The organism is Massilia sp. AB1 (assembly GCF_018119385.1).
Classification (GTDB): domain Bacteria; phylum Pseudomonadota; class Gammaproteobacteria; order Burkholderiales; family Burkholderiaceae_D; genus Telluria.
On sequence record NZ_JAGKSG010000005.1, the window covers coordinates 97,161 to 120,503 of the forward strand.

The window sequence follows — 23,343 nt, forward strand, 5'->3', positions numbered from 1 at the left end:
TCCTCTTTTCCAATAATGCAATAATTCGTTTCCCTTCCTGACTGCTGCTGCACGAAGGCTCCGTTCCGGCACCCTGGTCGCCGGGGCGTTCTGACGCCTACATTGAAAGCAGCTATGTCGATTTTCCCCCGACTTGTCAAAGCCTTCCGCCGCGAAGGCATCGCCGTCGATTATTCGGACGGCATCTACCGTATCTCCAACGAGCACGCCAGCGCCCAGATCCTGCTGCCGGCCACGCTCCCCCTTGAGCAGAAAGCTGTGCGCCAGCTGCTCGACTTCGCCGCGGTGCGCTCGCCCGACAGCCACCATGGCGTCTGCCGCGCCTGCGCCACGCCGGATTTCCACCCGGGCTCCATCGCGCCGGTCGGCAGTGTCGTGGCCACCGATGCCGATTTCGTCATTCCCGCCGCGATCGGCACCGATATCAATTGCGGCATGCGGCTGGTGACCACTGGCCTGAAGAAGGCCGCCGTAGAGCCACTCAAGGATGCGCTGGTACGGCGCCTGACCCGCGTCCTGCTCGACAACGGCCGCAATATACCGGTACGCAGCGCCGCGTTCCGGGCCCTGTTCGATGACGGACCTGCCGAATTCATCGATTCCTTGCACGATGAGGGACTGTGGGCGGCCGTCGACCGCCAGCGTCTGGCGGATGAACTGGCGTCTTGCGTCAGCCTGGCGGATTTCGGCGGCCACTCGGCCTATGCACCGGACGCACTGGTAGGCAGCCGCGACACGATACGCGACCCCAACCTCGGCACGCCGGGCGCCGGCAACCACTTCGTGGAGCTGCAGGTAGTCGACGAGGTCTTCGACCGCCACGCAGCCTTTGCCGCGGGCCTGGCCGTGGGCGACGTGGTGGTGATGATCCATTCTGGCAGCCGCGACGTCGGTTTCTTTGTCGGCCAGCGCTGGATGGACCGGGCACGGGCCGAATGGCCTGCCGGCCTCAAGCATCCGCACAGCGGTCTGTATGGCTTGAGCGGCCCTCTTGCGCACGAGTACCTCAGGGCCATGGGCACGGCGGCGCGCTATGCGTGGGCCAACCGGGTGGTCCTGGCCGAACTGGTACGCAAGGAAGTCGCCGAGCTTGCTGGCGGGACTTCGCGCCTTGTCGTCGACGTTCCGCATAACGTGGTGCTGCCTGAACAGGGGATGAACATCCACCGCAAGGGGGCTACGCCGGCACGCAATGGCGAACTTGTGCTCATTCCCGGCTCGATGGGCGATGCCTCGTATGTGGCGCGCGGCCTCGGAAATCCCGAGTGGTTGTGGTCATGCAGCCATGGCGCCGGCCGCAGCGTGCGGCGCCAGGAGCTGCGGCGCATGTCTGGAGTCCCATCGGACGGCAGCTGGCAGTGCGTCACCTTGCGCGAGGAGCGCAGGATCGAGGAAGCGCCAGCCGCCTACAAGCCGATCGGTCCGGTGCTGGCCGCCCAGGAGCAGGCTGGCCTGATCGACGCCGTCGTGCGGCTGAAGCCGTGGGTCACGTTCAAAGCCTGAGGTGTCAGGCCCGTTGCCGGTCCGGCAGCGGCAAGCCTTCGGCAATCGCCAGCCTTTCCATCGCATCCTCGAGGATGACCCGCGCCTGCCCCGAGGCCCTGGCCAGCAGGGCGTGCAGGTCGGCATCCTCGGGATTGCGCGAAGCACACTGCACGCTGTATCGCTCGAAGCTGCCGATCATCATCAACAGATCCGAGAGATGGCGCGGGCATTCGCAGCTCAGGCGGTCGCTGGCCGTGGTGATCGTCACCAGCGCATCCTCGTCGAAGCGGCGCGGCGTGATCGCCGGCTCCGATTCGCTCAGCGGCAGGCGCTGGCCGCCCAGCGCCGAGCGGCACAGCAGCGCCAGCTCGCCCAGGTCGGCCGGGACGCGAACCACGAGACAGCCCTGGGCGCGCAAGGCGCGGATCGTGGCGCTGGGACAGAAGCGGTACAGCACGACCGCCGCTGCGACATTCACGCGCTGGCGCGCCGCCGCCACCAGCGGGAGGACGCTGTCGTCCAGTTCGGACATTTCGATGACCATCACATCCGCCTCGGCATCGGCCGGCAGTTCGTCCAGCCGCTCGAGGCTGGGGCACTGGGCGCGCACATCGAGGCCGGTCGCCTCGCGGCCCATGGCTGCCAGACGCCGCCCAAGCACCTTGCTGACCAGGACAACCCGGACCGGCGCTGACGGCTGTGCCTGCGCCTGCAGGTTGTGGCCGAGCATCGATTGCAGCTGCTCCCGGCTCAGCCCGGCCAGCACGCCAATCGAATGGCCCTGGTCCACCAGCTGTTTGAGCAGGCCGAGCCGCGCCACCTGCTCCGCAGAGTACAGCCGCTGTCCGCGCTCGGAACGCTGGGCTTCCGACAAGCCGTAGCGGCGCTCCCATACGCGTAGGGTCTCGACCGGCAGCCCGGCCAGGCGCGCGGCTGCGCCCGTGCGGTACATGATGCGCTCTTGTCCCGTCCTGATCGAAGAATCCATAGCAATGTCCCTAAATTGAACCACAATTACGGCGGATTATAGCGTCAAACCTTAGACAATCGTGTTCGCTTGGCCTACATTGAGTGCACGCAGCCGTTCGGCTGCACAACCAACCTTCAGGAGCATGCAATGAAAACCGTCCTTGCCGCACTTCCTCTGGCATTTGTCTTCACTAGCGCCCAGGCCGCCGACATCGTCGATACCGCAAAATCGGCAGGTTCGTTCAACACGCTCGTCACCGCTGTCCAGGCTGCCGGCCTGGTCGATACCCTGAAGGGGCCAGGTCCATTCACTGTGTTCGCCCCCACCGACGCGGCGTTTGCAAAGATCCCCAAAGCGAAGCTCGATGCGCTGCTCAAGGACAAGCAAGCGCTGGCCAAGGTCCTGACCTACCACGTCGTGCCGGGCACGGTGAAAGCAGCCGACGTCAAGCCTGGCGAAGTCAAGACCGTCGAAGGCAGCACCTTCAAGGTCGGCATGCGCGGCGACAAGGTCATGGTCGACAACGCCCATGTCACCAAGACCGACATCGTGGCCGACAACGGCGTCATCCATGTGATCGACGCCGTCATCATGCCCTAAGCAAACCCGCCCTCTTCCTCGTCCGCCGCCCGCCGCTGCCCCCGGCGCCGCGGCGGTTTTTTTATTGCTGAAGATTTTGCTCGATGAGCCAATTTCATGTCGCGTGGTAAATTGCTGGCCTGCGTGCGCGGCGCCCTGCCGGGCACGAACATGACCAAGAGGATGGAATGAGATTGCATTTGCTGACGATGGCGGCCGCCACCCTGGCCGCCGGCACCGCAATGGCCGCGCCGCGCGGCTTTACCGTCGAAGACCTGGTGAACATGGAGCGGGTCGGCAGCCCGGCCGTGTCGCCGGACGCCACGCGCGTCGTCTACACCGTGCGCAGCACGGACATGAAGAAGAACCGCGGCCACACCGAGCTGTGGCTGGTCGACCTGCGCGCCGACAAGCCCGTGCCCAAGCGCCTGGCGAGCCACAGCGCGAGCAGCACCGACCCGGAATGGTCGCCGTCGGGCGACGCCGTGTATTTCCTGTCGACCCGTTCCGGCTCGTCCCAGGTGTGGCGCCAGCCGGTCGGCGGCGGCAAGCCGGTCCAGGTGACCAGTTTCCCGCTCGACGTGGACAGCTTCCGCGTGGCGCCGACCGGCGACCGGCTGGCCTTCAGCATGGCGGTGTTCCGCGACTGCGCCGACTTGGCCTGCACCAAGGACCGCGTCGCGGCGAAGGAAAAGGACAAGGCCACCGGCAAGGTCTATGACCGCCTGTTCGTGCGCCACTGGGATACCTGGTCCGACCACCGCAATAACGTACTGTTCTCGGCGCCGCTGGACAAAGCGGGCAAGGCGGGCGCCACGCCGATCAGCCTGTCGGGCGCGCTCGATGGCGACGTGCCGTCCAAGCCCTTCGGCGACCGCGAGGAATTCCGCTTCAGCCCGGACGGCAAGACCGTGGTGTTCTCGGTGCGCGTCGCCGGCAAGACCGAAGCCTGGTCGACCAACTTCGACCTGTACACCGTCCCGGCCGCGGGCGGCGGCGCACCGCGCAACCTGACGGCGGACAATCCGGCCTGGGACACCAAGGGCGTGTTCTCGCCTGACGGCCGCACCCTGGCCTACCTGGCGATGGCGCGTCCCGGCTTCGAGGCCGACCGCTTCCAGATCATGCTGATGGACGTGGCCAGCGGCCAGAAGCGTCCGCTGGCGGCCGACTGGGACCGCTCGGCCGGCAACCTGCAGTGGAGCGCGGATGGAAAGGCCCTGATCGTCGACGCGGAAGACGTCGGCCAGCACCGCCTGTTCTCGATCGACGTCGCCAGCGGCAAGGTGGCGGCGCTGACCGGCAAGGGCGCGATCGGCGCCTTCGACACGCGCGGCGAGACGGTGGCCTACACGCTGGCGAACCTGGCCTCGGGCGCGCAGCTGTACACCATGAAGCTGGGCGGGCAGCCGAAGCAGCTGACGGAGGTGAACAGCGAGCGCCTGAAGGACGTGCGCTGGGGCGAGTACGAGCAGTTCTCGTTCACGGGCGCCAATGGCGACACCGTCTACGGCCACGTGATGAAACCGTGGAACGCGGAACCGGGCAAGAAGTATCCGGTGGCCTTCCTGGTGCACGGCGGCCCGCAGGGCAGTTTCGGCAACGGCTGGAGCTACCGCTGGAATCCGCAGGTGTATGCGGGCGCGGGCTATGCGACCGTGTTCATCGACTTCCACGGTTCGACCGGCTACGGCCAGAAGTTCACGGACTCGATCAGCAACGACTGGGGCGGCAAGCCGCTGGTGGATCTGCAGAAGGGCCTGGAGGCGGCGGTGCAGAAATTCCCGTGGCTGGACCGCGAACGCAGCTGCGCGCTGGGCGCGTCCTACGGCGGCTACATGATGAACTGGATCGCGGGGAACTGGGCAGACGGCTTCCGCTGCATCGTCAACCACGACGGCGTGTTCGATACGCGCGGCATGGCGTATTCGACCGAGGAGCAGTGGTTCACCGACTGGGAGAGCGGCGGCCCCTACTTCCAGGTGCCGGAGAACCACGAGCGCTTCAACCCGGTGCACCACGTGAACAAGTGGAAGACGCCGATGCTGGTGATCCAGGGCGACCTGGACTTCCGCATCCCGACGGCGCAGGCCTTGTCGACCTTCACGGCGCTGCAGCGCAAGGGCATCGAGAGCAAGCTGCTGGTGTTCCCGGACGAGAACCACTGGGTGCTGAAGCCGGCGAACTCGGTGCAATGGCATCACACCGTGATCGACTGGCTGGACAGCCATATCAAGCAGTGAGCGAACTTGGAAGCTCGCTGTAGAGCCTGCTAAACAAGAACAAACGGCTCGATCACTAATGTGATCGAGCCGTTTTGGCAACCGGTACTTCCTGGACCGCTCGCTTGAGCGGTCCGGTCGGTTCAGTTAGCTAATTAGACCTTCGGAACGAACTTCTCAGGAACGTCGGTCGACGCGTCGAGGGTCGTGGTGCACTGTGCGCCTTGGACGCAGGTGATCAGGTACACAACCGATTTGCCGTCCACGTCTTCGTTGTTGGTGCCTTGCATGACGACGCTGACGGTGCCGGTGGTGGCGCTGGTGCCAGCGGCGGTGACCGAAGTCACATACTTGCTGGTGATGGTGGCAGCATCAGGCAGGCCGAAGTCTGCTTGCGCGGTGCTATCCGACAGGTTGCCTTCGTTGAAGGCTTGTGCAACGGCCAGACGTGCAGGAGCCGAGACCGAGGCTGCTTCGCTGACTTTCGCCTTCATCGTGTAGTCGCTGTAGGCCGGGATTGCCACAGCAGCCAGGATGCCGATAATTGCAACGACGATCATCAGTTCGATCAGGGTGAAGCCGCCTTGGGCTTTCTTGGTTTGCATTTGCTTGAAGTTCATTTTCATCTCCGGTGTGTGGGGTCAGGAATCTTGTGCTGCGTTGTTGCCGCACTCATCTATATGCAATCCGTATGCCAGGCTGGAAATGGTCGATTTTATTAGTGCGAAGTTAATAAAACCCTGTGCCAGGACAAGAATTGTCGTGTTAGGTGACAAAAAATGTCAGTTCCTTGTGGCAATTTTTGTCTAGGGGACGGTTTTTGGTGTTGGGGCTGGCACGAATCGGACAAAACGTGCGCGAGGAGCGAAAAAAAACGGGGAGCTTGCGCTCCCCGTCCTTATGGTGCTTGCTTCGATCGCTGGATTACAGCATGGCCTTCAGCAGGCGCGCCATTTCCGACGGGTTCTTGGTGACCTTGATGCCGCAGGCTTCCATGATTTCCAGCTTGGCTTGCGCGGTGTCGGCGCCGCCCGAGATCAGCGCGCCGGCGTGGCCCATGCGCTTGCCCGGAGGCGCGGTGACGCCAGCGATGAAGCCGACGACCGGCTTCTTCATGTTGTCCTTGATCCAGTGAGCAGCGTTCGCCTCGTCCGGGCCGCCGATCTCGCCGATCATGATGACAGCGTCGGTATCCGGATCGTCGTTGAACATGCGCATCACGTCGATGTGCTTCAGACCGTTGATCGGGTCGCCGCCGATACCGACTGCCGACGACTGGCCCAGGCCCAGGGCGGTCAGCTGGCCGACTGCTTCATAGGTCAGGGTGCCCGAACGCGACACGACGCCGATACGGCCCTTCTTGTGGATGTGACCCGGCATGATGCCGATCTTGATCTCGTCCGGGGTGATCAGACCCGGGCAGTTCGGGCCCAGCAGCAGGGTCTTCGAACCGGCCTTGGCCATACGATCCTTGACTTCCATCATGTCGCGGACCGGGATGCCTTCGGTGATGCAGATCGCCAGGTCCAGCTCGGCTTCAACGGCTTCCCAGATGGCGGCGGCAGCGCCTGCCGGCGGAACATAGATGACCGACACGGTGGCGCCGGTTTCCGACTTGGCTTCCTTGACCGATGCGTAGATCGGGATGCCTTCGAAATCTTCGCCGGCTTTCTTCGGGTTCACGCCGGCCACGAAGGCTTCACGGCCGTTCGCGTAGTCGCGGCACATGCGGGTGTGGAACTGGCCGGTCTTGCCGGTGATACCTTGGGTGATGACTTTGGTGTCTTTGTTAATCAGAATCGACATTTTGTTTTCCTTCGCGAATTAGGCTTGACCGGCGGCAGCGGCAACGACCTGCTTCGCTGCATCTTCCATGGTGTCTGCGGAAATGATCGGCAGGCCCGAATCAGCCAGCATCTTCTTGCCCAGGTCTTCGTTGGTGCCCTTCATGCGGACGACCAGCGGCACTTGCAGCGACACAGCCTTCGATGCGGTGATCACGCCTTCGGCGATCACGTCGCAGCGCATGATGCCGCCGAAGATGTTGACCAGGATGGCCTTGAGGCCCGGGTTCTTCAGCATGATCTTGAATGCTTCGGTGACCTTCTCGGCGGTTGCACCGCCGCCGACGTCCAGGAAGTTGGCCGGCTCGCCGCCGAACAGCTTGATGGTGTCCATGGTGGCCATGGCCAGGCCGGCGCCGTTCACCAGGCAGCCGATGTTGCCGTCGAGCGAGATGTAAGCCAGGTCGAACTTCGATGCTTCGACTTCAGCCGGATCTTCTTCGTCCAGGTCGCGGTAGGCGACGATTTCCGGGTGACGGAACAGGGCGTTCGAGTCGAAGTTGAACTTGGCGTCCAAGGCGATGACCTTGCCCGAGCCGGTCAGGATCAGCGGGTTGATTTCGGCCAGCGAGGCATCGGTTTCCCAGTAGGCTTTGTACAGGCCTTGCAGGTTGGCGCGCGCGTCGGCGATCGAGCCTTCCGGCACGCCGATCTTGCGGGCGACGTCGTCAGCTTGCGCATCGGTCAGGCCGACCGACGGTTCGATCACGACGTTGTGGATCTTTTCCGGGTTGCTGTGGGCGACTTCTTCGATGTCCATGCCGCCTTCCGACGAGGCCATCAGGACGACCTTCTGGGTGACGCGGTCGGTGACCAGCGAGACGTACAGTTCTTTCTTGATGTCCGCGCCTTCTTCGATCAGCAGGCGGCGCACTTTCTGGCCTTCCGGGCTGGTCTGGTGGGTCACCAGTTGCATGCCCATGATCTGGTCGGCGTATTCCTTGACCTGTTCCAGCGACTTGGCGACTTTCACGCCGCCGCCCTTGCCGCGGCCGCCAGCGTGGATCTGGGCCTTGACGACCCATACCGGGCCGCCCAGCTCTTCAGCGGCCTTGACGGCCTCTTCCACGTTCATGCACGGAATGCCGCGCGGAACGGTCACTCCGAACTTTCGGAGGATTTCTTTGCCCTGATACTCATGGATTTTCATGCTGGCTTCCCTTCTTTTCTATTACTGATTGTGTAGAAATACGGTTGGACTACAAAAATAACGACTTGAATGCTAACCCGACACGGCTTTGATCGACCAGCGTGGATAGTACTTGGCCACGGCGGGGCCGTCGCTGCGCAGGGCATGGCAACGGTCGAGCTCGAAGGGCCGTTCAGCCGAGTTGTCGTCGGCGCCGCCGCGGGTCTCGAAGACGTCGTCGGCGTAGGCCTGCAGCGCTGCGGTAGGCAGCACCTGGGCCAATTCGGTCAGGTGGGTGCAGCCGAGCACGCCGGAGAGGCGGTCTTTCAGGTGCAGCCGGAAGTGTTTCATCAGCGACAAGCCGATCAGCTTCTTGTAGGCGGGAGCGATCGTATCGCAGAAACCAGGATACGGGACGGAATCGGACGCGGCTTCGGCGTCGACGATGGTCAGGTCGCGGTCGATGGTCACGCGCAGCTTCAGGTCGTGCACCGGAACGCCGCCCGGGCGGTCGCCTGAAGCGAGCGCGATGTCACGCGTCTTGACATCGCGGATGCTGGCGTCGAGATCCCACAAGCCATCGTCGCGCGCATAGGCTTCGACGGTGATGGCGCGCGTATGCCGGAGCGAGCGCGATACGGGAGGAGACAGGGGCATAAAAACCAATGCCGTCAGAGCGGCGGTTAGTGGTGCAGCCGGTGTGCTTCATGCACGTTGCCGCGGCTTCCACGGCAACAACCGCTCATGCGGCGCTGCTTAAACCACAAAAGTTTATCACAGCATCTTGCCAGTTGCACTGCAACAGAGGGGTTTTCCACCGATGAGCACGAGGTTTCTGCCACTGTATTGCAGGGTCGGCAATGTTGCTGTGCGGCGTGAAGGAGAGGGACTCACGGCATGGACGGCGCCCTTGATAAGGAATTGACAACAGTGATGGCAGCGATAAGCACTGTTTATATTGCTGAGCAAAGCTCGGATTGCGTCGCCGGACCTAATCGACGCAAGTCAGTGGACAGATGCGGCCCCAATTGAAAAAGGTGCTTGAACGCATCGGCGGCGCAGCCGCCAACCCTACCGTCCTGTCGCGGTCCGGGAGAATGAAAAAGCGCCAGCGTGCAGCGCCATCGCCCGTTGAGGAATATGCCGAGACATATCGGGGATGGCGCTCCACGCTGGCGCCTGGGTAATGCTGTGCTTGCTACGTTGTGCTTGCTACGCTGAGCTTGCTACGCCGTGTTTGCTACGGCGCTGCCTCTGCTTACAGCTCGTCGTCGTCCGGGCTGCCTTGCATGGCGGCGCGGGCGGCGCGCTGGGAAAAGCCGCGCTGGAGCAGGAAGCGCATCTGCTTGGCGCGCTCCGCTGCATCCGTGGCGACCCGGCCAAACTTGCGCTGCCAGACTTCACGGGCACGCGCGGTTTCGCTCTCGGCCAGCTCGGCCTTGATGTCGGACAGCGCATCGCCGTCGACACCATGACTTTTCAGCTCGGCCATGACGCGGCTGTTGCCGAAACGGCTGGCCTTCCTGTTGATCAGGGATTCGGCGAAACGTTCTTGCGACAGCCAGTTGTTCTTTTCAAGGAAGTCCAGAAGAGCTTCGATGTCGTCGCCCTCCTCGGCATAACGCGCCAGTTTGCGTCCCAGTTCAAGCCGGCTGTGCTCGCGCAGTGACAGGTAGCGCATTGCGCGCGCCTTCAGGCTCAGTTGGGGTGCTGGCATGGGATGGCGGCCGGGACAAGCCGGCGATGTGCTGCCGGCCTGCCCTGCCAATCAATTACTCACCAACAGCCTGGAGCTTCGGACGGCTGTCGTCATCGCTCGAGACCGGCGGCAGCTCGCGCACGCCCAGGGCGGCACGGACCTTGTTCTCGATCTCGCGGGCCAAGGCCGGACGCTCCTTCAGGAACAGGCGGGCATTGTCCTTGCCTTGACCAATGCGTTCACCGTTGTAGCTGTACCAGGAACCCGACTTCTCGACGATCTTGTTGTCGGCGCCCAGATCCAGGATTTCGCCTTCGCGCGAGGTGCCTTCTCCGTACAGGATGTCGAAGTGGGCTTCCTTGAACGGAGGAGCGATCTTGTTCTTGACGACCTTGACCTTGGTTTCGTTACCGATCACCTCGTCGCCCGACTTGATCGAACCGGTACGGCGGATGTCCATACGCACGGATGCGTAGAACTTCAGCGCGTTACCGCCGGTCGTGGTTTCCGGGCTGCCGAACATGACGCCGATCTTCATGCGGATCTGGTTAATAAAGATCACCAGGGTGTTGGTGCGGTTGATCGAGGCGGTCAGCTTGCGCAGCGCCTGCGACATCAGTCGCGCCTGCAGGCCCGGCAGCGAGTCGCCCATGTCGCCTTCGATCTCGGCGCGCGGGGTCAGTGCCGCCACCGAGTCGATGACCACGAGGTCGACCGAACCCGAACGCACCAGGGCGTCGGTGATTTCCAGGGCCTGTTCGCCGGTATCCGGCTGGGAGATCAGCAGTTCGCCCAGGTTGATGCCCAGCTTTTGCGCGTAACCCACGTCGAGCGCGTGCTCGGCGTCAATGAAGGCGCAGGTGCCACCCAGCTTTTGCATCTGGGCGATGGTTTGCAGGGTCAGGGTCGTCTTACCCGACGATTCCGGACCGTAGATTTCAACGATACGGCCGCGCGGCAGGCCACCGACGCCGAGCGCGATGTCCAGGCCCAGCGAGCCGGTGGAAACAGTCTGCACTTCCTCGACCGGCGCATTGGTGTCCATGCGCATGACCGAGCCCTTGCCGAACTGCTTTTCGATTTGCGCCAGGGCGGCTGCCAGCGCTTTGCCTTTTTCCGAGGCGTTTACTGCGAGTTTTTTGTCGTCCATGGTGTACTTTCAATCGTGGAGTAGGCAAGGTAGGGTCAAAGCGGCCCAAATCAAGAGTCACTACTGTATAAAAATCCAGTGGTTTTGGCAAGCACAAAATGCGATGAAAAGCGCCGCTGTTGTGCAGTCAAGACTCGCATTGTTGCGACAAATCAAACACAATACGAACTTGTTGAAGGTCTAACGGTTTCCCGAGGTGCCCCATGCGAATTCTGCTCGCCGAAGATGATAGCGTACTTGCCGATGGGCTGACGCGTTCCCTGCGCCAGTCCGGCTATGCCATCGATTGCGTCAAGAACGGCCAGGATGCCGACACCGCGCTCTCCACCCAGGAGTTCGACCTGCTCATCCTGGACCTCGGCCTGCCCAAGATGTCCGGACTGGAAGTGCTGCGCCGCCTGCGCTCGCGCGCCTCGCACCTGCCGGTGCTGATCCTCACCGCCGCCGATTCGGTCGAGCAGCGCGTCGAGGGCCTGGACCTGGGTGCGGACGACTACATGGCCAAGCCCTTCGCCCTGTCCGAGCTGGAAGCGCGGGTGCGCGCCCTCACCCGGCGCGGCGCCGGCGGCGGCCCGGCCGTGGTGCGCCATGGCCCGCTGGTCTACGACCAGGTCGGCCGCAGCGCCTATATCAACGACCAGATGCTCGACCTGTCGGCGCGCGAACTCGGCCTGCTGGAAGTGCTGCTGGCCCGTTCCGGCCGCCTGGTCTCGAAGGAGCAGCTGGTCGACCACCTGTGCGAATGGGGCGAGGAAGTCTCGAACAACGCGATCGAGGTCTACGTGCACCGCCTGCGCAAGAAGATCGAGGTCGGCGGCGTGCGCATCGCCACCGTGCGCGGGCTCGGCTACTGCCTCGAGAAATTCAGCGAGGCGCCACGGGCCGCCCCAGCTGCGCCGGGCGCTTCCGACAGCAAGTGAACGAGCGCGACGCCAGCTTCGACTCCCAGCCCGGGCATGGGCTGGCCGAGCCGCTGTACGTCCCGCCCAATCCCGAGCCCGACGAGAACATCCGCCATTCGCTGTTCGGCGAGATCCTCGACTGGATGCTGGCCCCGCTGCTGCTGCTGTGGCCGATGAGCATCGCGATCACCTACCTGGTGGCCAAGTCGATCGCCAACCAGCCTTTCGACGACGCGCTGGAAGACCGGGTGACGGTGCTCAGCCAGCAGGTGCGCAGCGTGGAAGGCAGCGTCACCGCCCAGCTGGCGCCCGGCGCGGTCGACATCCTGCGCGCCGACGACGTCGACAGCGTCTACTATTTGATCACCGGCCCGGCCGGCCAGCACCTCGACGGCGACCGCGACCTGCCCCGCCCCAAGGCCGGCGACGACGACGAGGCGCGCAGCGGCGCGGTGGCCTTCCGCAACGACAGCTTCCACGGCATTCCGGTGCGGGTCGCCTACTCCTATATCAACCTCGATCCGCTGCATGAGCGCGGGGGACCGGAAACCGAGCCCGAGCTGGCCCTGGTCCAGGTGGCCGAGACGCTCGACAAGCGCGCCCACCTGGCCAATGAGATCATCAAGGGCGTGATCCTGCCCCAGTTCATCATCCTGCCGGTGATCCTGGCCCTGGTCTGGTTCGCCCTGTCGCGCGGCCTGACGCCGCTGGCCGACCTGCAGGAACGCATCCGCGCACGGCCGCAGGACGACCTGTCGCCCATCGATCCGCGCCAGGTGCCGGAAGAGATTTCGCCGCTGGTCGGCTCCTTCAACGACATGCTCGAGCGCCTGGCCCAGACCATCGAGATGCAGAAGCGCTTCATCGCCGACGCCGCGCACCAGATGAAGACGCCGCTGGCAGGCATGCGCATGCAGTCCGAGCTGGCGCTGCGCCAGATCGATCCGGACGAGGTCCGGCGCTCGCTCGAACAGGTGGCCAAGAGCTCGGAATCGGCCACCCGCCTGGTCAACCAGCTGCTGGCCCTGGCCCGCGCCGAGAACCAGCCGCATGCCGGCCTGGCCTTCAGCGAGGTCGACCTGCCGCGCCTGGCGCGCGAGACGGTGCAGGACTGGGTGCAGGCCTCGTTCTCGCACCAGATCGACCTCGGCTTCGAGCCGCCCGATGAAGCGGTCACCATCGCCGGCAATCCGATGATGCTGCGCGAGCTGCTGTCGAACCTGATCGACAACGCGCTGCGCTACACTCCCGCGGGCGGCAGCGTCACCGTGCGCGTGCGCCGCGAGGAGGAGCGCGCCCTGCTCGAGGTCGAGGACACCGGCCCCGGCATCGCGCCGGCCGAGCGTGCGCGCGTGTTCGAGCGCTTCTACCGCATCCTGGGCAGCAATACCCAGGGCAGCGGCCTGGGGCTGGCCATCGTGCGCGAGATCGCCCAGCAGCACGGCGCCGAGATCGACATCTTCAACAACCCGCGCAGCCACGCCAACAAATTCCCGGGCAGCCTGTTCCGGCTGACCTTCCCGCCTCCCGCCCATGACGCCATCGACGCCGCCTGACCAACCCGACCAACAAGACGCCGCCCTGGCCGCGCGCCGGCGGCTGCTGGAGACGCGTGAGGCGCATTGGCGGCGCACGCGGCGCATGACGGCCGTCCTGCTGGCGCTGTGGCTGGTGGCCGGCTTCGGCACCGTGTTCTTCGCGCGCGAGCTGGCCGGCGTCAGCGTGTTCGGCTGGCCGCTGTCCTTCTACATGGCCGCGCAGGGCGTGTCGCTGCTGTCGCTGGCGACCATCGGCCTGTACGCCTGGCGCATGCGAAGCCTGGAACGCCGCTACCGCGCGGCACTGGAGGCTGTGTGAGCGCGAAGACCTCCTACTTCAACAAGCTGGCGCGCTACTACCTCTGGTACACCGGCTGCTTCGGCCTGTTCCTGGTGATGGTGGCGCTGCTCGAGCAGGAAGGCATGCCGCGCCTGTGGATCGGGCATTTGTTCATGTTCGCGACCATCCTGCTGTACGCGATCATCGGCGTGATCTGCCGCACTTCGAACGTCACCGAATACTACGTGGCCGGACGGCGGGTGCCGGCCATGTTCAACGGCATGGCCACCGCCGCCGACTGGATCTCGGCGGCCAGCTTCATCAGCCTGGCCGGCGGCCTGTACCTGCAGGGCTTCGACGGCCTGGCCTACATCATGGGCTGGACCGGCGGCTACTGCCTGGTGGCGCTGCTGATCGCGCCCTACCTGCGGCGCTTCGCCCAGTACACCATCCCCGACTTCCTGGCCGCGCGCTACGGCGGCGGCGCGGACGGACGCGGCGCGGCGGTGCGCGCGGTGGCGGTGGGCGCCACCATCGTCGTCTCGTTCACCTACGTGGTGGCGCAGATCTATGCGGTCGGCCTGATCGCCTCGCGCTTCACCGGCGTCGATTTCTCGGTCGGGATCTTCCTCGGCCTGGCCAGCATCCTGGTGTGTTCCTTCCTGGGCGGGATGCGCGCGATCACCTGGACCCAGGTGGCGCAGTACATCATCCTGCTGGTGGCCTTCCTGATCCCGACCATCTGGCTGTCGGCCAAGCATGCCGACAACCCGGTGCCGCAGCTCGCCTACGGTTCGCTGCTGCCCAAGCTGGCCGCGCGCGAGCACCAGCTGGAACGGGATCCGCGCGAGGAACAGGTGCGCGCCGAGTTCCACCGCCGCGCCCAGGAGTACAGCGCGCGCCTGGAGGCGCTGCCGGCGTCGTGGGAGGCGGGCAAGGTCGAGGCCCAGCGCCGGCTGGTGGAAGCGCGCACGCGCAACGCCTCGCTGAACGAGGTGCGCCAGGCCGAGCGCGAACTGAACACCTATCCGAACTCGCCGGACGAGGCGCGCGCGGTGTGGATCGAGCTGCGCGACGCTAATCTAGCGCGGGCCCGCCCGCCGGTGCCGCACGCCACGCCCTTCCCCGGCGCCACCAAGGAGGAATCGGACCGGCAGCGCAACAACTTCCTGGCCGTGGTGTTCTGCCTGATGTTCGGCACCGCCGCCATGCCGCATATCCTGATGCGCGCCTACACCACGCCCTCGGTCAACGACACCCGCAACGGCGTGTTCTGGACCCTGTTCTTCATCCTGCTGGTGTACCTGACCATTCCCGCGCTGGCGGTGCTGGCCAAGTACGACATCTATACCTCGCTGGTGGGCAGCGACTTTTCCACGCTGCCGACCTGGATCTCGTACTGGGCCAACGTGGACAAGGCCAATCCGCTGATCAGCGTCATCGACATCAACGGCGACGGCGTGGTGCAGCTGGCCGAGATCGCGATCGACGCCGACGTGCTGGTGCTGGCCACGCCGGAGATCGGCGGGCTGCCCTATGTGATTTCCGGCCTGGTCGCGGCGGGCGGGCTGGCGGCGGCGCTGTCGACGGCGGACGGGCTGCTGCTGGCGATTTCCAATGCGCTGTCGCACGATGTGTATTACAAGATCGTGGATCCGGGCGCGTCGACCCAGAAGCGGGTGACGATTTCCAAGCTGCTGCTGCTGGCGGTGGCTTTCATCGCGGCTTACGCGGCTTCGCAGAAGCCTGCCGACATCCTGTCGCTGGTGGGCGCGGCCTTCTCGCTGGCCGGCTCGACCTTGTTCCCGGTGCTGGTGCTGGGGGTGTTCTGGAAGCGGGCCAACCATACCGGGGCGATCGCGGGGATGGCGGCGGGGTTCGCGGTCTGTTTGTATTACATGTTCCGCGCCAGCCCGACATTGGGGGGCAGCGTGGATGCGGCCTGGCTGGGGGTCATGCCGATGGCGGCGGGGGTGTTCGGGGTGCCGGCGGGGCTGCTGACCATTGTGGTGGTGAGCTTGATGACGCCAGCGCCGAGCAGGAGTAGCGAGGGGATGGTGGACTACATTCGGACGCCGGAGTGATTGCGGGCGTTATTGGTGTGCGAAGACGCGAACAAAACAAAACGGGCGCCCTCAAGGCGCCCGTTTTTCATCAGCCGAAGAACAGCTTATTCGACGATCGTCTGCGCCTGGCCTTCAGCGCGCGCACGGATCTCGCCGATGCGGTACACGGTCTCGCCAGCCGCCTGCAGCTGCGCCATCGCCGCATCCGCGTTCTCTTTCGAGACGATCACGGTCATGCCGATACCGCAGTTGAACACGCGGTGCATCTCCGCATCCGCCACGCCGCCGTGCTGCTGCAGCCACTGGAACAGCGGCGGCAGGGTCCACGACTTGCCGTCCAGGACAGCGGTCAGGTGGTCGCCCAGCACGCGCGGGATGTTCTCGACCAGGCCGCCGCCGGTGATGTGCACCAGGCCCTTCACTTCCATCGAGGCCATCAGCGCCAGCAGCGGCTTGACGTAGATGCGGGTCGGGGCCATCAGCACGTCGGCCAGCTTGCGGCCGTGGAAGTCGGCTTCCAGGTCCGGCTTGGCGACTTCGATGATCTTGCGCACCAGCGAGTAGCCGTTCGAGTGCGCGCCCGACGAGGCCAGGCCCAGCACCACATCGCTAGGTGCGATCTTGCTGCCGTCGATGATCTGCGACTTCTCGACCGCGCCGACGGCGAAGCCGGCCAGGTCGTATTCGCCGTCCGGGTACATGCTCGGCATCTCGGCGGTCTCGCCGCCGATGAGGGCGCAGCCGGCCTGTTCGCAGCCCTGGGCGATGCCCTTCACCACATCGGTGGCGGTCGGCACGTCCAGCTTGCCGCAGGCGAAGTAGTCGAGGAAGAACAGCGGCTCGGCGCCCTGCACCAGGATGTCGTTCACGCTCATGGCGACCAGGTCGATGCCGACCGTGTCGTGGCGATTCAGCTCGAAGGCCAGCTTCAGCTTGGTGCCGACGCCGTCGGTGCCCGATACCAGGACCGGTTCCTTGTACTTCTTGCTGATCTCGAACAGCGCGCCGAAGCCGCCGATGCCGCCCAGTACGCCCTCGCGCATGGTGCGCTTGGCGAACGGCTTGATTGCTTCGACCAGGGCGTCGCCGGCGTCGATATCGACACCTGCGTCGCGGTAGGAGAGAGAAACATTAGATGGTTGGCTCATGGTATTTGGCAGCGGAGGCGGTAAAATAGAAGGCGCAGACCAGAATTGGTCAATCCGCTATTTTAACAAAACGGCCCCCATCCAACCCGTTTAACGAATAATCACAACACCGCATGCCCTTTTTCCTTACTCCAGAGCAGAAACAATCGGCATTCTGGTTGGCGCTCTGGCTGGCACTGGCGCTGTTGCTGTACACCCTGGGGCCGATCCTTTCGCCCTTCATCGCATCCGCCATCCTCGCCTACATGCTGGGCGGCGCCGTCGACCGCCTGAGCAGCGCCCGGATGGGCAAACGCGGCTTGAGCAAACCCCTGATGCCGCGCGTGGTCGCGGTCTCGATCGTGCTGACCGCCTTCGTGCTGGGCGTGCTGGCCCTGGTGCTGATCGTGGTGCCGGTGCTGCGCGCCGAGATTCCCCTGCTGCAGGCGAAGATCCCCGCCTTCTTCACCAAGCTCGACGCCATGTTCTCGCCCTGGCTGGCCCAGTACGGCATCCATGTAAAGCTCGACAGCGAAGGCCTGCGCGAACTCCTCACCCGCCAGGTGGCCGCCAGCGGCGACGACGTCTGGGCCACGGTGCTGGCCAAGGTGCGCGTGGGCGGCAGCGCCCTGCTGGGCTGGATCGCCACCCTCACCCTGGTGCCGGTGGTGGTGTTCTACCTGCTGCTCGACTGGCACCAGCTGCTGGCGCGCATCCAGGGCGCCATCCCGCGCCGCTTCCTGCCCAAGGTGACCGGCATGGCGCGCGAGAGCGACGAACTGCTGGCCCAGTACCTGCGCGGCCAGCTGCTGGTGATGATCGTGCTGGCCGTGTACTACTCGGCGGCCCTGGCTCTGATCGGGCTGGATGTGGCGCTGCCGGTGGGCGTACTGACCGGGGTGCTGGGCTTCGTGCCTTATCTCGGCTTCGGCCTGGGCATGCTGCTGGCCCTGGTGGCGGCCCTGCTGCAGTTCGCCGGCTGGAGCGCCGTGATCTGGGTGGCCATCATCTATACGGTCGGCCAGCTGCTCGAGAGTTTCATCCTGACCCCGCGCCTGGTGGGCGAGCGCATCGGCCTGCATCCGCTGGCCGTGATCTTCGCCCTGATGGCCTTCGGCGAGCTGTTCGGCTTCGCCGGCGTGCTGCTGGCGCTGCCGGCATCGGCCGTGCTGATGGTCGGTTTCCGCCACGTGCGCAGCCACTACCTGCGCAGCAGCTTCTATAATGCTTGACGACTATAACAGCGCAGATAGTGCGCATTCGATTGTGTTTGCAAACAACCAACACCATGAAACAGCTGGTGCTTGACCTGGGCGCCGAACCGGTGCACAGCCTGGACACCTTCCAGGTGGGAGAAAACGCGGAAATGGCGCACCTGATGCACCAGTTCGCGCAGCGCGCGTCGCGCGAGCATTTCGCCTACCTGTGGGCCGACACCGGCACGGGCAAGACCCACCTGCTGCAAGCCCTGGCCGCCAGCCCGGGCTCGCGCTACATCGCGGCCGACGCGCCGGAAGACCAGTTCGTCTTCACCCCGGAGATCAGCCTTTATCTGCTGGACGATTGCGACCAATTGAGCCCGCAGCGCCAGATCGACGCCTTCGCCCTGTTCAACCAGATCCGCGAGCACGGCGCCTACATGGTCTGCACCGGCCCGGTGCCGCCGGCCCTGCTGCAGGTGCGCGAAGACCTGCGCACGCGCATGGGCTGGGGCCTGGTCTACCAGATCCACGGCCTGTCGGACGACGAGAAGATCGCCGCCCTGACCCAGGCCGCGGAAGCGCGCGGTTTGACCTTGTCGGCCAGCGTGTTACCCTATTTGTTGTCGCATTTCAAGCGCGACATGCGCTCCTTGGCGACCATGCTGGACGCCCTCGACCAATATTCGCTCGAGACCCAGCGCCCGGTGACCGTGCCTTTGTTGCGCGATTTATTGCTGCAGGAAAACCAGCAGCCGGATACGAAAGAATGAAAAACCTTACCATCTTCGATCTCGACCACACCTTGTTGCCGATCGACTCGGACTACGAGTGGGGCGAGTTCCTGGTGCGCGTCGGCGCGGTCGACGAAGCCGCCTTCCGCCAGCGCAACGACGAGTTCTTCGCCCAATACCAGGCCGGCGTGCTCGACCCGGTCGAGTACCTGGAGTTCGCGCTCGGCACCCTGGCGAGCTTCCCGCGCGAGCGCCTCGACGCCCTGCGCGCCCAGTACATGCGCGAAGTGATCGAACCCGCCATCCTGCCGCAGGCCGTGAAGCTGGTGCGCGACCACATCGACGCCGGCGACCTGGTGGCCATCATCACCGCCACCAACCACTACATCACCGCCCCGATCGCGCGCGCCTTCGGCGTCGAGCACCACATCGCCGCCATGCCGGAAGTCGACGCGCAAGGGCGCCTGACGGGCAAGCTGGCCGGCACCCCGACCTCGGGCGCAGGCAAGATCCACCACATGCACGCCTGGCTGGAGCGCATGGGCCGCCCGTTCGAGAGCTTCGAGCGTAGCCATTTCTACAGCGATTCGCACAACGATCTTCCGCTGCTGTCGGTGGTGTCCCACCCGATCGCCACCAACCCGAGCAGCGCGCTCGCAAGCCATGCGCAGGCGCAGGGCTGGCCAACCATCCGCCTATTCAATGATTAAAAAATTCATCCGCAAAATCCTCGGCGTCAAAGACGAGCGCAATCCGACCGAACCGGTGATCCTGGGGCCGGAAGAGCACAAGATCGACCCGAAGAACGTCTCGGCGAATGCGGTCCGGGTGACCCAGACCCTGCAGGAAGCGGGCTTCAAGGCCTTCGTGGTGGGCGGCGCGGTGCGCGACCTGCTGCTGGGCGTGAAGCCCAAGGATTTCGACATCGCCACCGACGCCACGCCCGAGCAGGTCAAGCGCCTGTTCCGGCGCGCCTTCATCATCGGCCGCCGCTTCCAGATCGTGCACGTGATGTTCGGCCAGGACCTGCTGGAAGTGACCACCTTCCGCGGCAACGGCAGCGACAACGCGCCCAAGGACGAGCATGGCCGCGTCCTGCGCGACAATAACTTCGGTCCGCAGCACGAGGACGCGGCGCGCCGCGACTTCACCATCAACGCGATGTACTACGACCCGGCCACGCAGAGCGTGCTGGATTACCACGGCGGCATCGAGGACATCCGCGCCAAGCTGCTGCGCATCATCGGCATGCCGGAAGCGCGCTACCGCGAAGACCCGGTGCGCATGCTGCGCGTGGTCCGCTTCGCGGCCAAGCTGGGCTTCACCATCGAGCCGACCACCCGTGCCCCGATCCCCGTGATGGCCCCGCTGATCGACAACGTGCCGGCCGCGCGCGTGTTCGACGAGATGCTCAAGCTGCTGCTGTCGGGCCACGCGCTGGCCTGCCTGAAGGAGCTGCGTTCGGCCGGCCTGCACCATGGCCTGCTGCCGCTGCTGGACGTGGTGCTGGAGCAGCCGATCGGCATGAAGTTCGTCACCCTGGCGCTGGAATCGACCGACGGCCGCGTCAAGGCCGGCAAGGGCGTCTCACCGGGCTTCCTGTTCGCTTCCCTGCTGTGGCACCAGGTGCTGGAAAAGTGGAACGCCTACCGCGCCGCCGGCGAATCGCCGATCCCGGCCCTGCACCTGGCGGCCGACGACGTGCTGGAGACCCAGACCGAGAACCTGGCCCTGCAGCGCCGCATCGCCACCGACATGCGCGACATCTGGGCCATGCAGCCGCGCTTCGAGCGCCGCACCGGCCGCGCGCCGTACAAGCTGCTGGAACACCCGCGCTTCCGCGCCGGCTACGACTTCCTGCTGCTGCGCTGCGCCTCCGGCGAACTGCCGGCCGAGATCGGCGAATGGTGGACCGAGTTCTACGACGCCGAAGGCGGCGAGCGCGAACGCCTGGTGGCCGAGGCCAACAACCGCGACCGCGAAGGCGGCGCGCCCAAGAAGCGCCGTCCGCGCCGCGGCCCGCGCAAGAACAGTGGCGAAGGCGCGCCGGCAGCCGCGCAAAGTGCGGGCGGCGGCGAGGAATGATCGCTTTCATCGGGATCGGGGCCAACCTGGGCGATGCGCAGGCGAACGTCCTGGACGCGATCGCGCGCTTGAAAGCCCTGCCGGGCGCCACCCTGCTCGGCAGCTCCAGCCTGTACCGCACCGCGCCGATCGATTCGAGCGGCGACGACTACGTCAATGCGGTGGCCAGCATCGACACCACGCTGGCGCCGCAAGCCTTGCTGGAAGCCCTGCAGGAGATCGAGCTGGCGCACGGCCGCGAGCGGCCCTACCGCAACGCGCCGCGCACGCTCGACCTGGACCTGCTGCTGTACGGCGACGAGACCATCGCCACCGGGACCTTGAGCGTTCCTCATCCGCGCATGCACGAACGCGCCTTCGTGCTGGCGCCGCTGCTGGAAATCGCTCCTAGCGTGGCCATTCCCGGCCGCGGGCCAGCCGCCGGCTTCGTGCCGCAGGTGGCGGACCAGTTCATCACCCGGATAGCCTGAGCATGCGGCTTCGCGTCCGCGCCCTTCAACGGGCTCGCACGATGCGATTTACGCTAACGTCCAACAAACAAGAAGCCCACTGCCGCCATGATGCAGCCAAACGCTGCAAGATGTCGCCAATGGATGGGCTCACCTAGGACGGTAACCATGAACACGCCAAAGACCACAAGCGCGATAGCCTCCTGAACCACTTTGAGCTGTCCGGCACTCCATCCGCTTGCAAAGCCTATTCGGTTCGCCGGCACCGCAAGACAGTATTCGACAAACGCGATTCCCCAGCTTACAAGAATCACTGTGAACAGCGGCTTGTGCATCCCTCCCTTGAGATGCCAGTACCACGCGATGGTCATGAAAATATTGGAGGCGGCAAGGAGCAGGAAGGTTTGCATGAAAGTTGAATTAACAGCAACGGGTCGGTAAGAACCAACATTATTGCAGACGAGCGAAGCTCGCACGCGGCATATACCCTGGTGATCTTCACGTGAGATAGAAATGGCAAACAGGCAGCTCTCTTCAGACGAACTCGAACGTCTTTTTGCACCGCTGATTGCGGAGGTCCGGCAGAGCCTCGCTTCACGGAGTGGTGGCGATATTGACTTGCAATGGGCGCTGCGAAGAAAACTCTACAAGGAGCTTTCCTACGACGAGCGCGGCAAGCCTATGCATCGACGCAAGCTGAAAGAACTAAAAAGAAGCGAGCAAGAAAACACCTGCCCCTTGTGTATGACCACACTTCCCGATAAGTACGTTGTGCTTGATCGATTGGAAGCCATGGGCGGCTATACCCCAGCAAACACCCGGCTCCTCTGCTCGGCATGCGACACCAATGTGCAGAAATCGCGTGGGTACAAGTAGCGCTTCTTGTGGCGAGGCGAAGCCTTGACAGCCCTTTACCCCCGGCACCTATCGGCGTCATCTCCCATTCCTAGAACCCTCTTTCTAGAACCTTTCCTGCGCATTCGCGTCCGTGGTATTACACTACGCGGCCTGGACGTTTCGTTTTCAAAAGGATATCTATGAGCGCTTATCTCGGGGGTGGCAACGAGGCCCCGGTTACGCCGAAGCCTGTCGCCAAGGCCGTGACCGTTCCCTCCCTGCTCGCCATGCGCGCAGCCGGCAACAAGATCGCGATGCTGACCGCCTATGACGCCAGCTTCGCATCCCTGATGGACCGCTGCGGCGTCGAAGTCCTGCTCATCGGCGATTCGCTGGGCATGGTCTGCGCCGGCTTCGACTCCACCCTGCCGGTGACGGTGGCCGACGTGGCCTATCACACCGCCTCGGTCGCGCGCGGCAACAAGAACGCGCTGGTGCTGGCCGACATGCCCTTCGGCGCCTACGGCAACCCGCAGCAAGCCTACGACAGCGCCGTGCAACTGATGCGCGCCGGCGCCCAGATGGTCAAGATCGAAGGCGGCGCCTGGCTGGCAGACACCGTGCGCTTCCTGGTCGAGCGCGGTATTCCCGTGTGCGCCCACATCGGCCTGACCCCGCAGTTCGTACACGCTTTCGGCGGCTTCAAGGTGCAGGGCAAGACCGACGAGGCGGCGGAACGCCTGAAGGCCGACGCGCTCGCGCTGCAGGCGGCCGGCGCCATGATGGTGGTGCTGGAAGCCATTCCGGCGGCGCTGGGCAAGGAAGTCACCGACCTGCTGTTCATTCCGACCATCGGCATCGGTGCGGGTCCCGACTGCTCGGGCCAGGTGCTGGTGATGCACGACTTGCTGGGCGTGTTCCCGGGCCGCAAGGCGCGCTTCGTGCGCAACTTCATGGAAGGCCAGACCAGCATCGACGCGGCCGTGACTGCCTACGTGGCGGCCGTGAAGGACGGCAGCTTCCCCGGTCCGGAGCACTGCTTCTAAGG

General features: G+C 64.7%; 23 protein-coding genes. 14 read left to right on the top strand and 9 right to left on the bottom strand.

The annotated features are described in order from the left end of the window. Window positions 1-114: 114 nt before the first annotated feature. Window positions 115-1,503: an RtcB family protein gene (locus J8847_RS04840; protein WP_211523624.1), complete on the top strand. Its 1,389-nt coding sequence runs from the start codon at window positions 115-117 to the stop codon at window positions 1,501-1,503. A 4-nt stretch (window positions 1,504-1,507) separates the two neighbouring features. Here the strand turns inward: J8847_RS04840 and J8847_RS04845 are convergent, their stop codons facing one another. Continuing rightward, entirely contained in the window at window positions 1,508-2,473 is a 966-nt protein-coding gene (locus tag J8847_RS04845; RefSeq protein WP_229512503.1) for a MerR family transcriptional regulator, read from the bottom strand. Window positions 2,474-2,602: 129 nt separating this feature from the next. Between J8847_RS04845 and J8847_RS04850 the strand changes: the two genes are divergently transcribed. Both J8847_RS04850 and J8847_RS04855 read left to right on the top strand, forming a co-directional pair. Further along, window positions 2,603-3,055 (top strand): fasciclin domain-containing protein, encoded by a 453-nt coding sequence (locus J8847_RS04850; protein WP_211523546.1) that lies wholly within the window; start codon window positions 2,603-2,605, stop codon window positions 3,053-3,055. A gap of 167 nt (window positions 3,056-3,222) precedes the next feature. Next, window positions 3,223-5,277, top strand: a complete 2,055-nt coding sequence (locus J8847_RS04855) for a S9 family peptidase (RefSeq protein ID WP_211523547.1) — start codon at window positions 3,223-3,225, stop codon at window positions 5,275-5,277. A 134-nt stretch (window positions 5,278-5,411) separates the two neighbouring features. Here the strand turns inward: J8847_RS04855 and J8847_RS24070 are convergent, their stop codons facing one another. From J8847_RS24070 to recA, 6 genes are all read right to left on the bottom strand, one after another. Further along, window positions 5,412-5,861: a pilin gene (locus J8847_RS24070; RefSeq protein ID WP_211523626.1), complete on the bottom strand. Its 450-nt coding sequence runs from the start codon at window positions 5,859-5,861 to the stop codon at window positions 5,412-5,414. 319 nt (window positions 5,862-6,180) lie between these two features. Then, entirely contained in the window at window positions 6,181-7,062 is an 882-nt protein-coding gene (gene sucD, locus J8847_RS04865) for a succinate--CoA ligase subunit alpha (RefSeq protein ID WP_209587196.1), read from the bottom strand. A gap of 18 nt (window positions 7,063-7,080) precedes the next feature. After that, window positions 7,081-8,250, bottom strand: a complete 1,170-nt coding sequence (sucC, locus tag J8847_RS04870) for an ADP-forming succinate--CoA ligase subunit beta (RefSeq protein WP_211523548.1) — start codon at window positions 8,248-8,250, stop codon at window positions 7,081-7,083. A gap of 72 nt (window positions 8,251-8,322) precedes the next feature. Further along, a complete protein-coding gene (locus tag J8847_RS04875) occupies window positions 8,323-8,886 on the bottom strand; it encodes a DUF2889 domain-containing protein (RefSeq protein WP_211523549.1) in 564 nt (187 codons plus the stop codon). Window positions 8,887-9,487: 601 nt separating this feature from the next. Continuing rightward, window positions 9,488-9,946: a recombination regulator RecX gene (gene recX / locus J8847_RS04880; protein WP_211523550.1), complete on the bottom strand. Its 459-nt coding sequence runs from the start codon at window positions 9,944-9,946 to the stop codon at window positions 9,488-9,490. Between the two features lie 55 nt (window positions 9,947-10,001). Then, window positions 10,002-11,078 (bottom strand): recombinase RecA, encoded by a 1,077-nt coding sequence (gene recA / locus J8847_RS04885; protein ID WP_211523551.1) that lies wholly within the window; start codon window positions 11,076-11,078, stop codon window positions 10,002-10,004. 203 nt (window positions 11,079-11,281) lie between these two features. Between recA and J8847_RS04890 the strand changes: the two genes are divergently transcribed. The 4 genes from J8847_RS04890 to J8847_RS04905 are packed head-to-tail and all read left to right on the top strand — an operon-like array spanning window position 11,282 to window position 15,882. Further along, a complete protein-coding gene (locus J8847_RS04890) occupies window positions 11,282-11,998 on the top strand; it encodes a response regulator transcription factor (protein WP_211523552.1) in 717 nt (238 codons plus the stop codon). Further along, window positions 11,995-13,536, top strand: coding sequence for a sensor histidine kinase (locus J8847_RS04895; RefSeq protein WP_373888732.1), 1,542 nt, complete (start codon window positions 11,995-11,997; stop codon window positions 13,534-13,536). Before J8847_RS04890 ends, J8847_RS04895 begins: the two co-directional genes overlap by 4 nt. Next, window positions 13,514-13,837 (top strand): DUF4212 domain-containing protein, encoded by a 324-nt coding sequence (locus J8847_RS04900; RefSeq protein ID WP_211523553.1) that lies wholly within the window; start codon window positions 13,514-13,516, stop codon window positions 13,835-13,837. The genes J8847_RS04895 and J8847_RS04900 overlap by 23 nt, the downstream gene beginning before the upstream one ends. Further along, entirely contained in the window at window positions 13,834-15,882 is a 2,049-nt protein-coding gene (locus tag J8847_RS04905; RefSeq protein ID WP_211523554.1) for a VC_2705 family sodium/solute symporter, read from the top strand. Before J8847_RS04900 ends, J8847_RS04905 begins: the two co-directional genes overlap by 4 nt. An 86-nt stretch (window positions 15,883-15,968) precedes the next feature. Here the strand turns inward: J8847_RS04905 and purM are convergent, their stop codons facing one another. Then, the gene (purM, locus tag J8847_RS04910) at window positions 15,969-17,012 is read right to left on the bottom strand and encodes a phosphoribosylformylglycinamidine cyclo-ligase (RefSeq protein WP_211523555.1); all 1,044 of its coding nucleotides are present in this window, start codon (window positions 17,010-17,012) and stop codon (window positions 15,969-15,971) included. Between the two features lie 113 nt (window positions 17,013-17,125). On the opposite strand from purM, the gene J8847_RS04915 reads away from it, so the two are divergent. From J8847_RS04915 to folK, 5 genes are read left to right on the top strand one after another with little or no spacing between them, the layout of a single operon-like run. Further along, the gene (locus J8847_RS04915) at window positions 17,126-18,223 is read left to right on the top strand and encodes an AI-2E family transporter (RefSeq protein WP_211523556.1); all 1,098 of its coding nucleotides are present in this window, start codon (window positions 17,126-17,128) and stop codon (window positions 18,221-18,223) included. A gap of 56 nt (window positions 18,224-18,279) precedes the next feature. Then, window positions 18,280-18,963, top strand: a complete 684-nt coding sequence (hda, locus tag J8847_RS04920; protein ID WP_211523557.1) for a DnaA regulatory inactivator Hda — start codon at window positions 18,280-18,282, stop codon at window positions 18,961-18,963. Next, window positions 18,960-19,634, top strand: coding sequence for an HAD family phosphatase (locus J8847_RS04925; protein WP_211523558.1), 675 nt, complete (start codon window positions 18,960-18,962; stop codon window positions 19,632-19,634). The genes hda and J8847_RS04925 overlap by 4 nt, the downstream gene beginning before the upstream one ends. Beyond that, window positions 19,627-21,009, top strand: a complete 1,383-nt coding sequence (gene pcnB, locus J8847_RS04930; RefSeq protein WP_211523559.1) for a polynucleotide adenylyltransferase PcnB — start codon at window positions 19,627-19,629, stop codon at window positions 21,007-21,009. The genes J8847_RS04925 and pcnB overlap by 8 nt, the downstream gene beginning before the upstream one ends. Further along, a complete protein-coding gene (gene folK / locus J8847_RS04935) occupies window positions 21,006-21,479 on the top strand; it encodes a 2-amino-4-hydroxy-6-hydroxymethyldihydropteridine diphosphokinase (protein WP_211523560.1) in 474 nt (157 codons plus the stop codon). Before pcnB ends, folK begins: the two co-directional genes overlap by 4 nt. A gap of 53 nt (window positions 21,480-21,532) precedes the next feature. On the opposite strand, the gene J8847_RS04940 is transcribed toward folK, so the two are convergent. Next, window positions 21,533-21,868: a DMT family protein gene (locus tag J8847_RS04940; RefSeq protein ID WP_211523561.1), complete on the bottom strand. Its 336-nt coding sequence runs from the start codon at window positions 21,866-21,868 to the stop codon at window positions 21,533-21,535. Between the two features lie 103 nt (window positions 21,869-21,971). Here J8847_RS04940 and J8847_RS04945 point away from each other — a divergent pair, with 103 nt between their 5' ends. Next, window positions 21,972-22,334: a hypothetical protein gene (locus tag J8847_RS04945; RefSeq protein WP_211523562.1), complete on the top strand. Its 363-nt coding sequence runs from the start codon at window positions 21,972-21,974 to the stop codon at window positions 22,332-22,334. Window positions 22,335-22,495: 161 nt separating this feature from the next. Continuing rightward, window positions 22,496-23,341, top strand: a complete 846-nt coding sequence (panB, locus tag J8847_RS04950) for a 3-methyl-2-oxobutanoate hydroxymethyltransferase (protein ID WP_211523563.1) — start codon at window positions 22,496-22,498, stop codon at window positions 23,339-23,341. The last annotated feature ends 2 nt before the right edge of the window (window positions 23,342-23,343 follow it).

Coding starts and splice junctions, on each gene's coding strand:
- J8847_RS04945 (WP_211523562.1), top strand. CDS start 21,972: ATGGCAAACAGGCAGCTCTCTTCAGACGAACTCGAACGTCTTTTTGCA.
- sucD (WP_209587196.1), bottom strand. CDS start 7,062: ATGTCGATTCTGATTAACAAAGACACCAAAGTCATCACCCAAGGTATC.
- J8847_RS04940 (WP_211523561.1), bottom strand. CDS start 21,868: ATGCAAACCTTCCTGCTCCTTGCCGCCTCCAATATTTTCATGACCATC.
- J8847_RS04855 (WP_211523547.1), top strand. CDS start 3,223: ATGAGATTGCATTTGCTGACGATGGCGGCCGCCACCCTGGCCGCCGGC.
- sucC (WP_211523548.1), bottom strand. CDS start 8,250: ATGAAAATCCATGAGTATCAGGGCAAAGAAATCCTCCGAAAGTTCGGA.
- panB (WP_211523563.1), top strand. CDS start 22,496: ATGAGCGCTTATCTCGGGGGTGGCAACGAGGCCCCGGTTACGCCGAAG.
- J8847_RS04875 (WP_211523549.1), bottom strand. CDS start 8,886: ATGCCCCTGTCTCCTCCCGTATCGCGCTCGCTCCGGCATACGCGCGCC.
- J8847_RS04840 (WP_211523624.1), top strand. CDS start 115: ATGTCGATTTTCCCCCGACTTGTCAAAGCCTTCCGCCGCGAAGGCATC.
- J8847_RS04845 (WP_229512503.1), bottom strand. CDS start 2,473: ATGGATTCTTCGATCAGGACGGGACAAGAGCGCATCATGTACCGCACG.
- J8847_RS04890 (WP_211523552.1), top strand. CDS start 11,282: ATGCGAATTCTGCTCGCCGAAGATGATAGCGTACTTGCCGATGGGCTG.
- J8847_RS04900 (WP_211523553.1), top strand. CDS start 13,514: ATGACGCCATCGACGCCGCCTGACCAACCCGACCAACAAGACGCCGCC.
- folK (WP_211523560.1), top strand. CDS start 21,006: ATGATCGCTTTCATCGGGATCGGGGCCAACCTGGGCGATGCGCAGGCG.
- hda (WP_211523557.1), top strand. CDS start 18,280: ATGAAACAGCTGGTGCTTGACCTGGGCGCCGAACCGGTGCACAGCCTG.
- purM (WP_211523555.1), bottom strand. CDS start 17,012: ATGAGCCAACCATCTAATGTTTCTCTCTCCTACCGCGACGCAGGTGTC.
- pcnB (WP_211523559.1), top strand. CDS start 19,627: ATGATTAAAAAATTCATCCGCAAAATCCTCGGCGTCAAAGACGAGCGC.
- J8847_RS24070 (WP_211523626.1), bottom strand. CDS start 5,861: ATGCAAACCAAGAAAGCCCAAGGCGGCTTCACCCTGATCGAACTGATG.
- J8847_RS04850 (WP_211523546.1), top strand. CDS start 2,603: ATGAAAACCGTCCTTGCCGCACTTCCTCTGGCATTTGTCTTCACTAGC.
- recA (WP_211523551.1), bottom strand. CDS start 11,078: ATGGACGACAAAAAACTCGCAGTAAACGCCTCGGAAAAAGGCAAAGCG.
- recX (WP_211523550.1), bottom strand. CDS start 9,946: ATGCCAGCACCCCAACTGAGCCTGAAGGCGCGCGCAATGCGCTACCTG.
- J8847_RS04915 (WP_211523556.1), top strand. CDS start 17,126: ATGCCCTTTTTCCTTACTCCAGAGCAGAAACAATCGGCATTCTGGTTG.
- J8847_RS04925 (WP_211523558.1), top strand. CDS start 18,960: ATGAAAAACCTTACCATCTTCGATCTCGACCACACCTTGTTGCCGATC.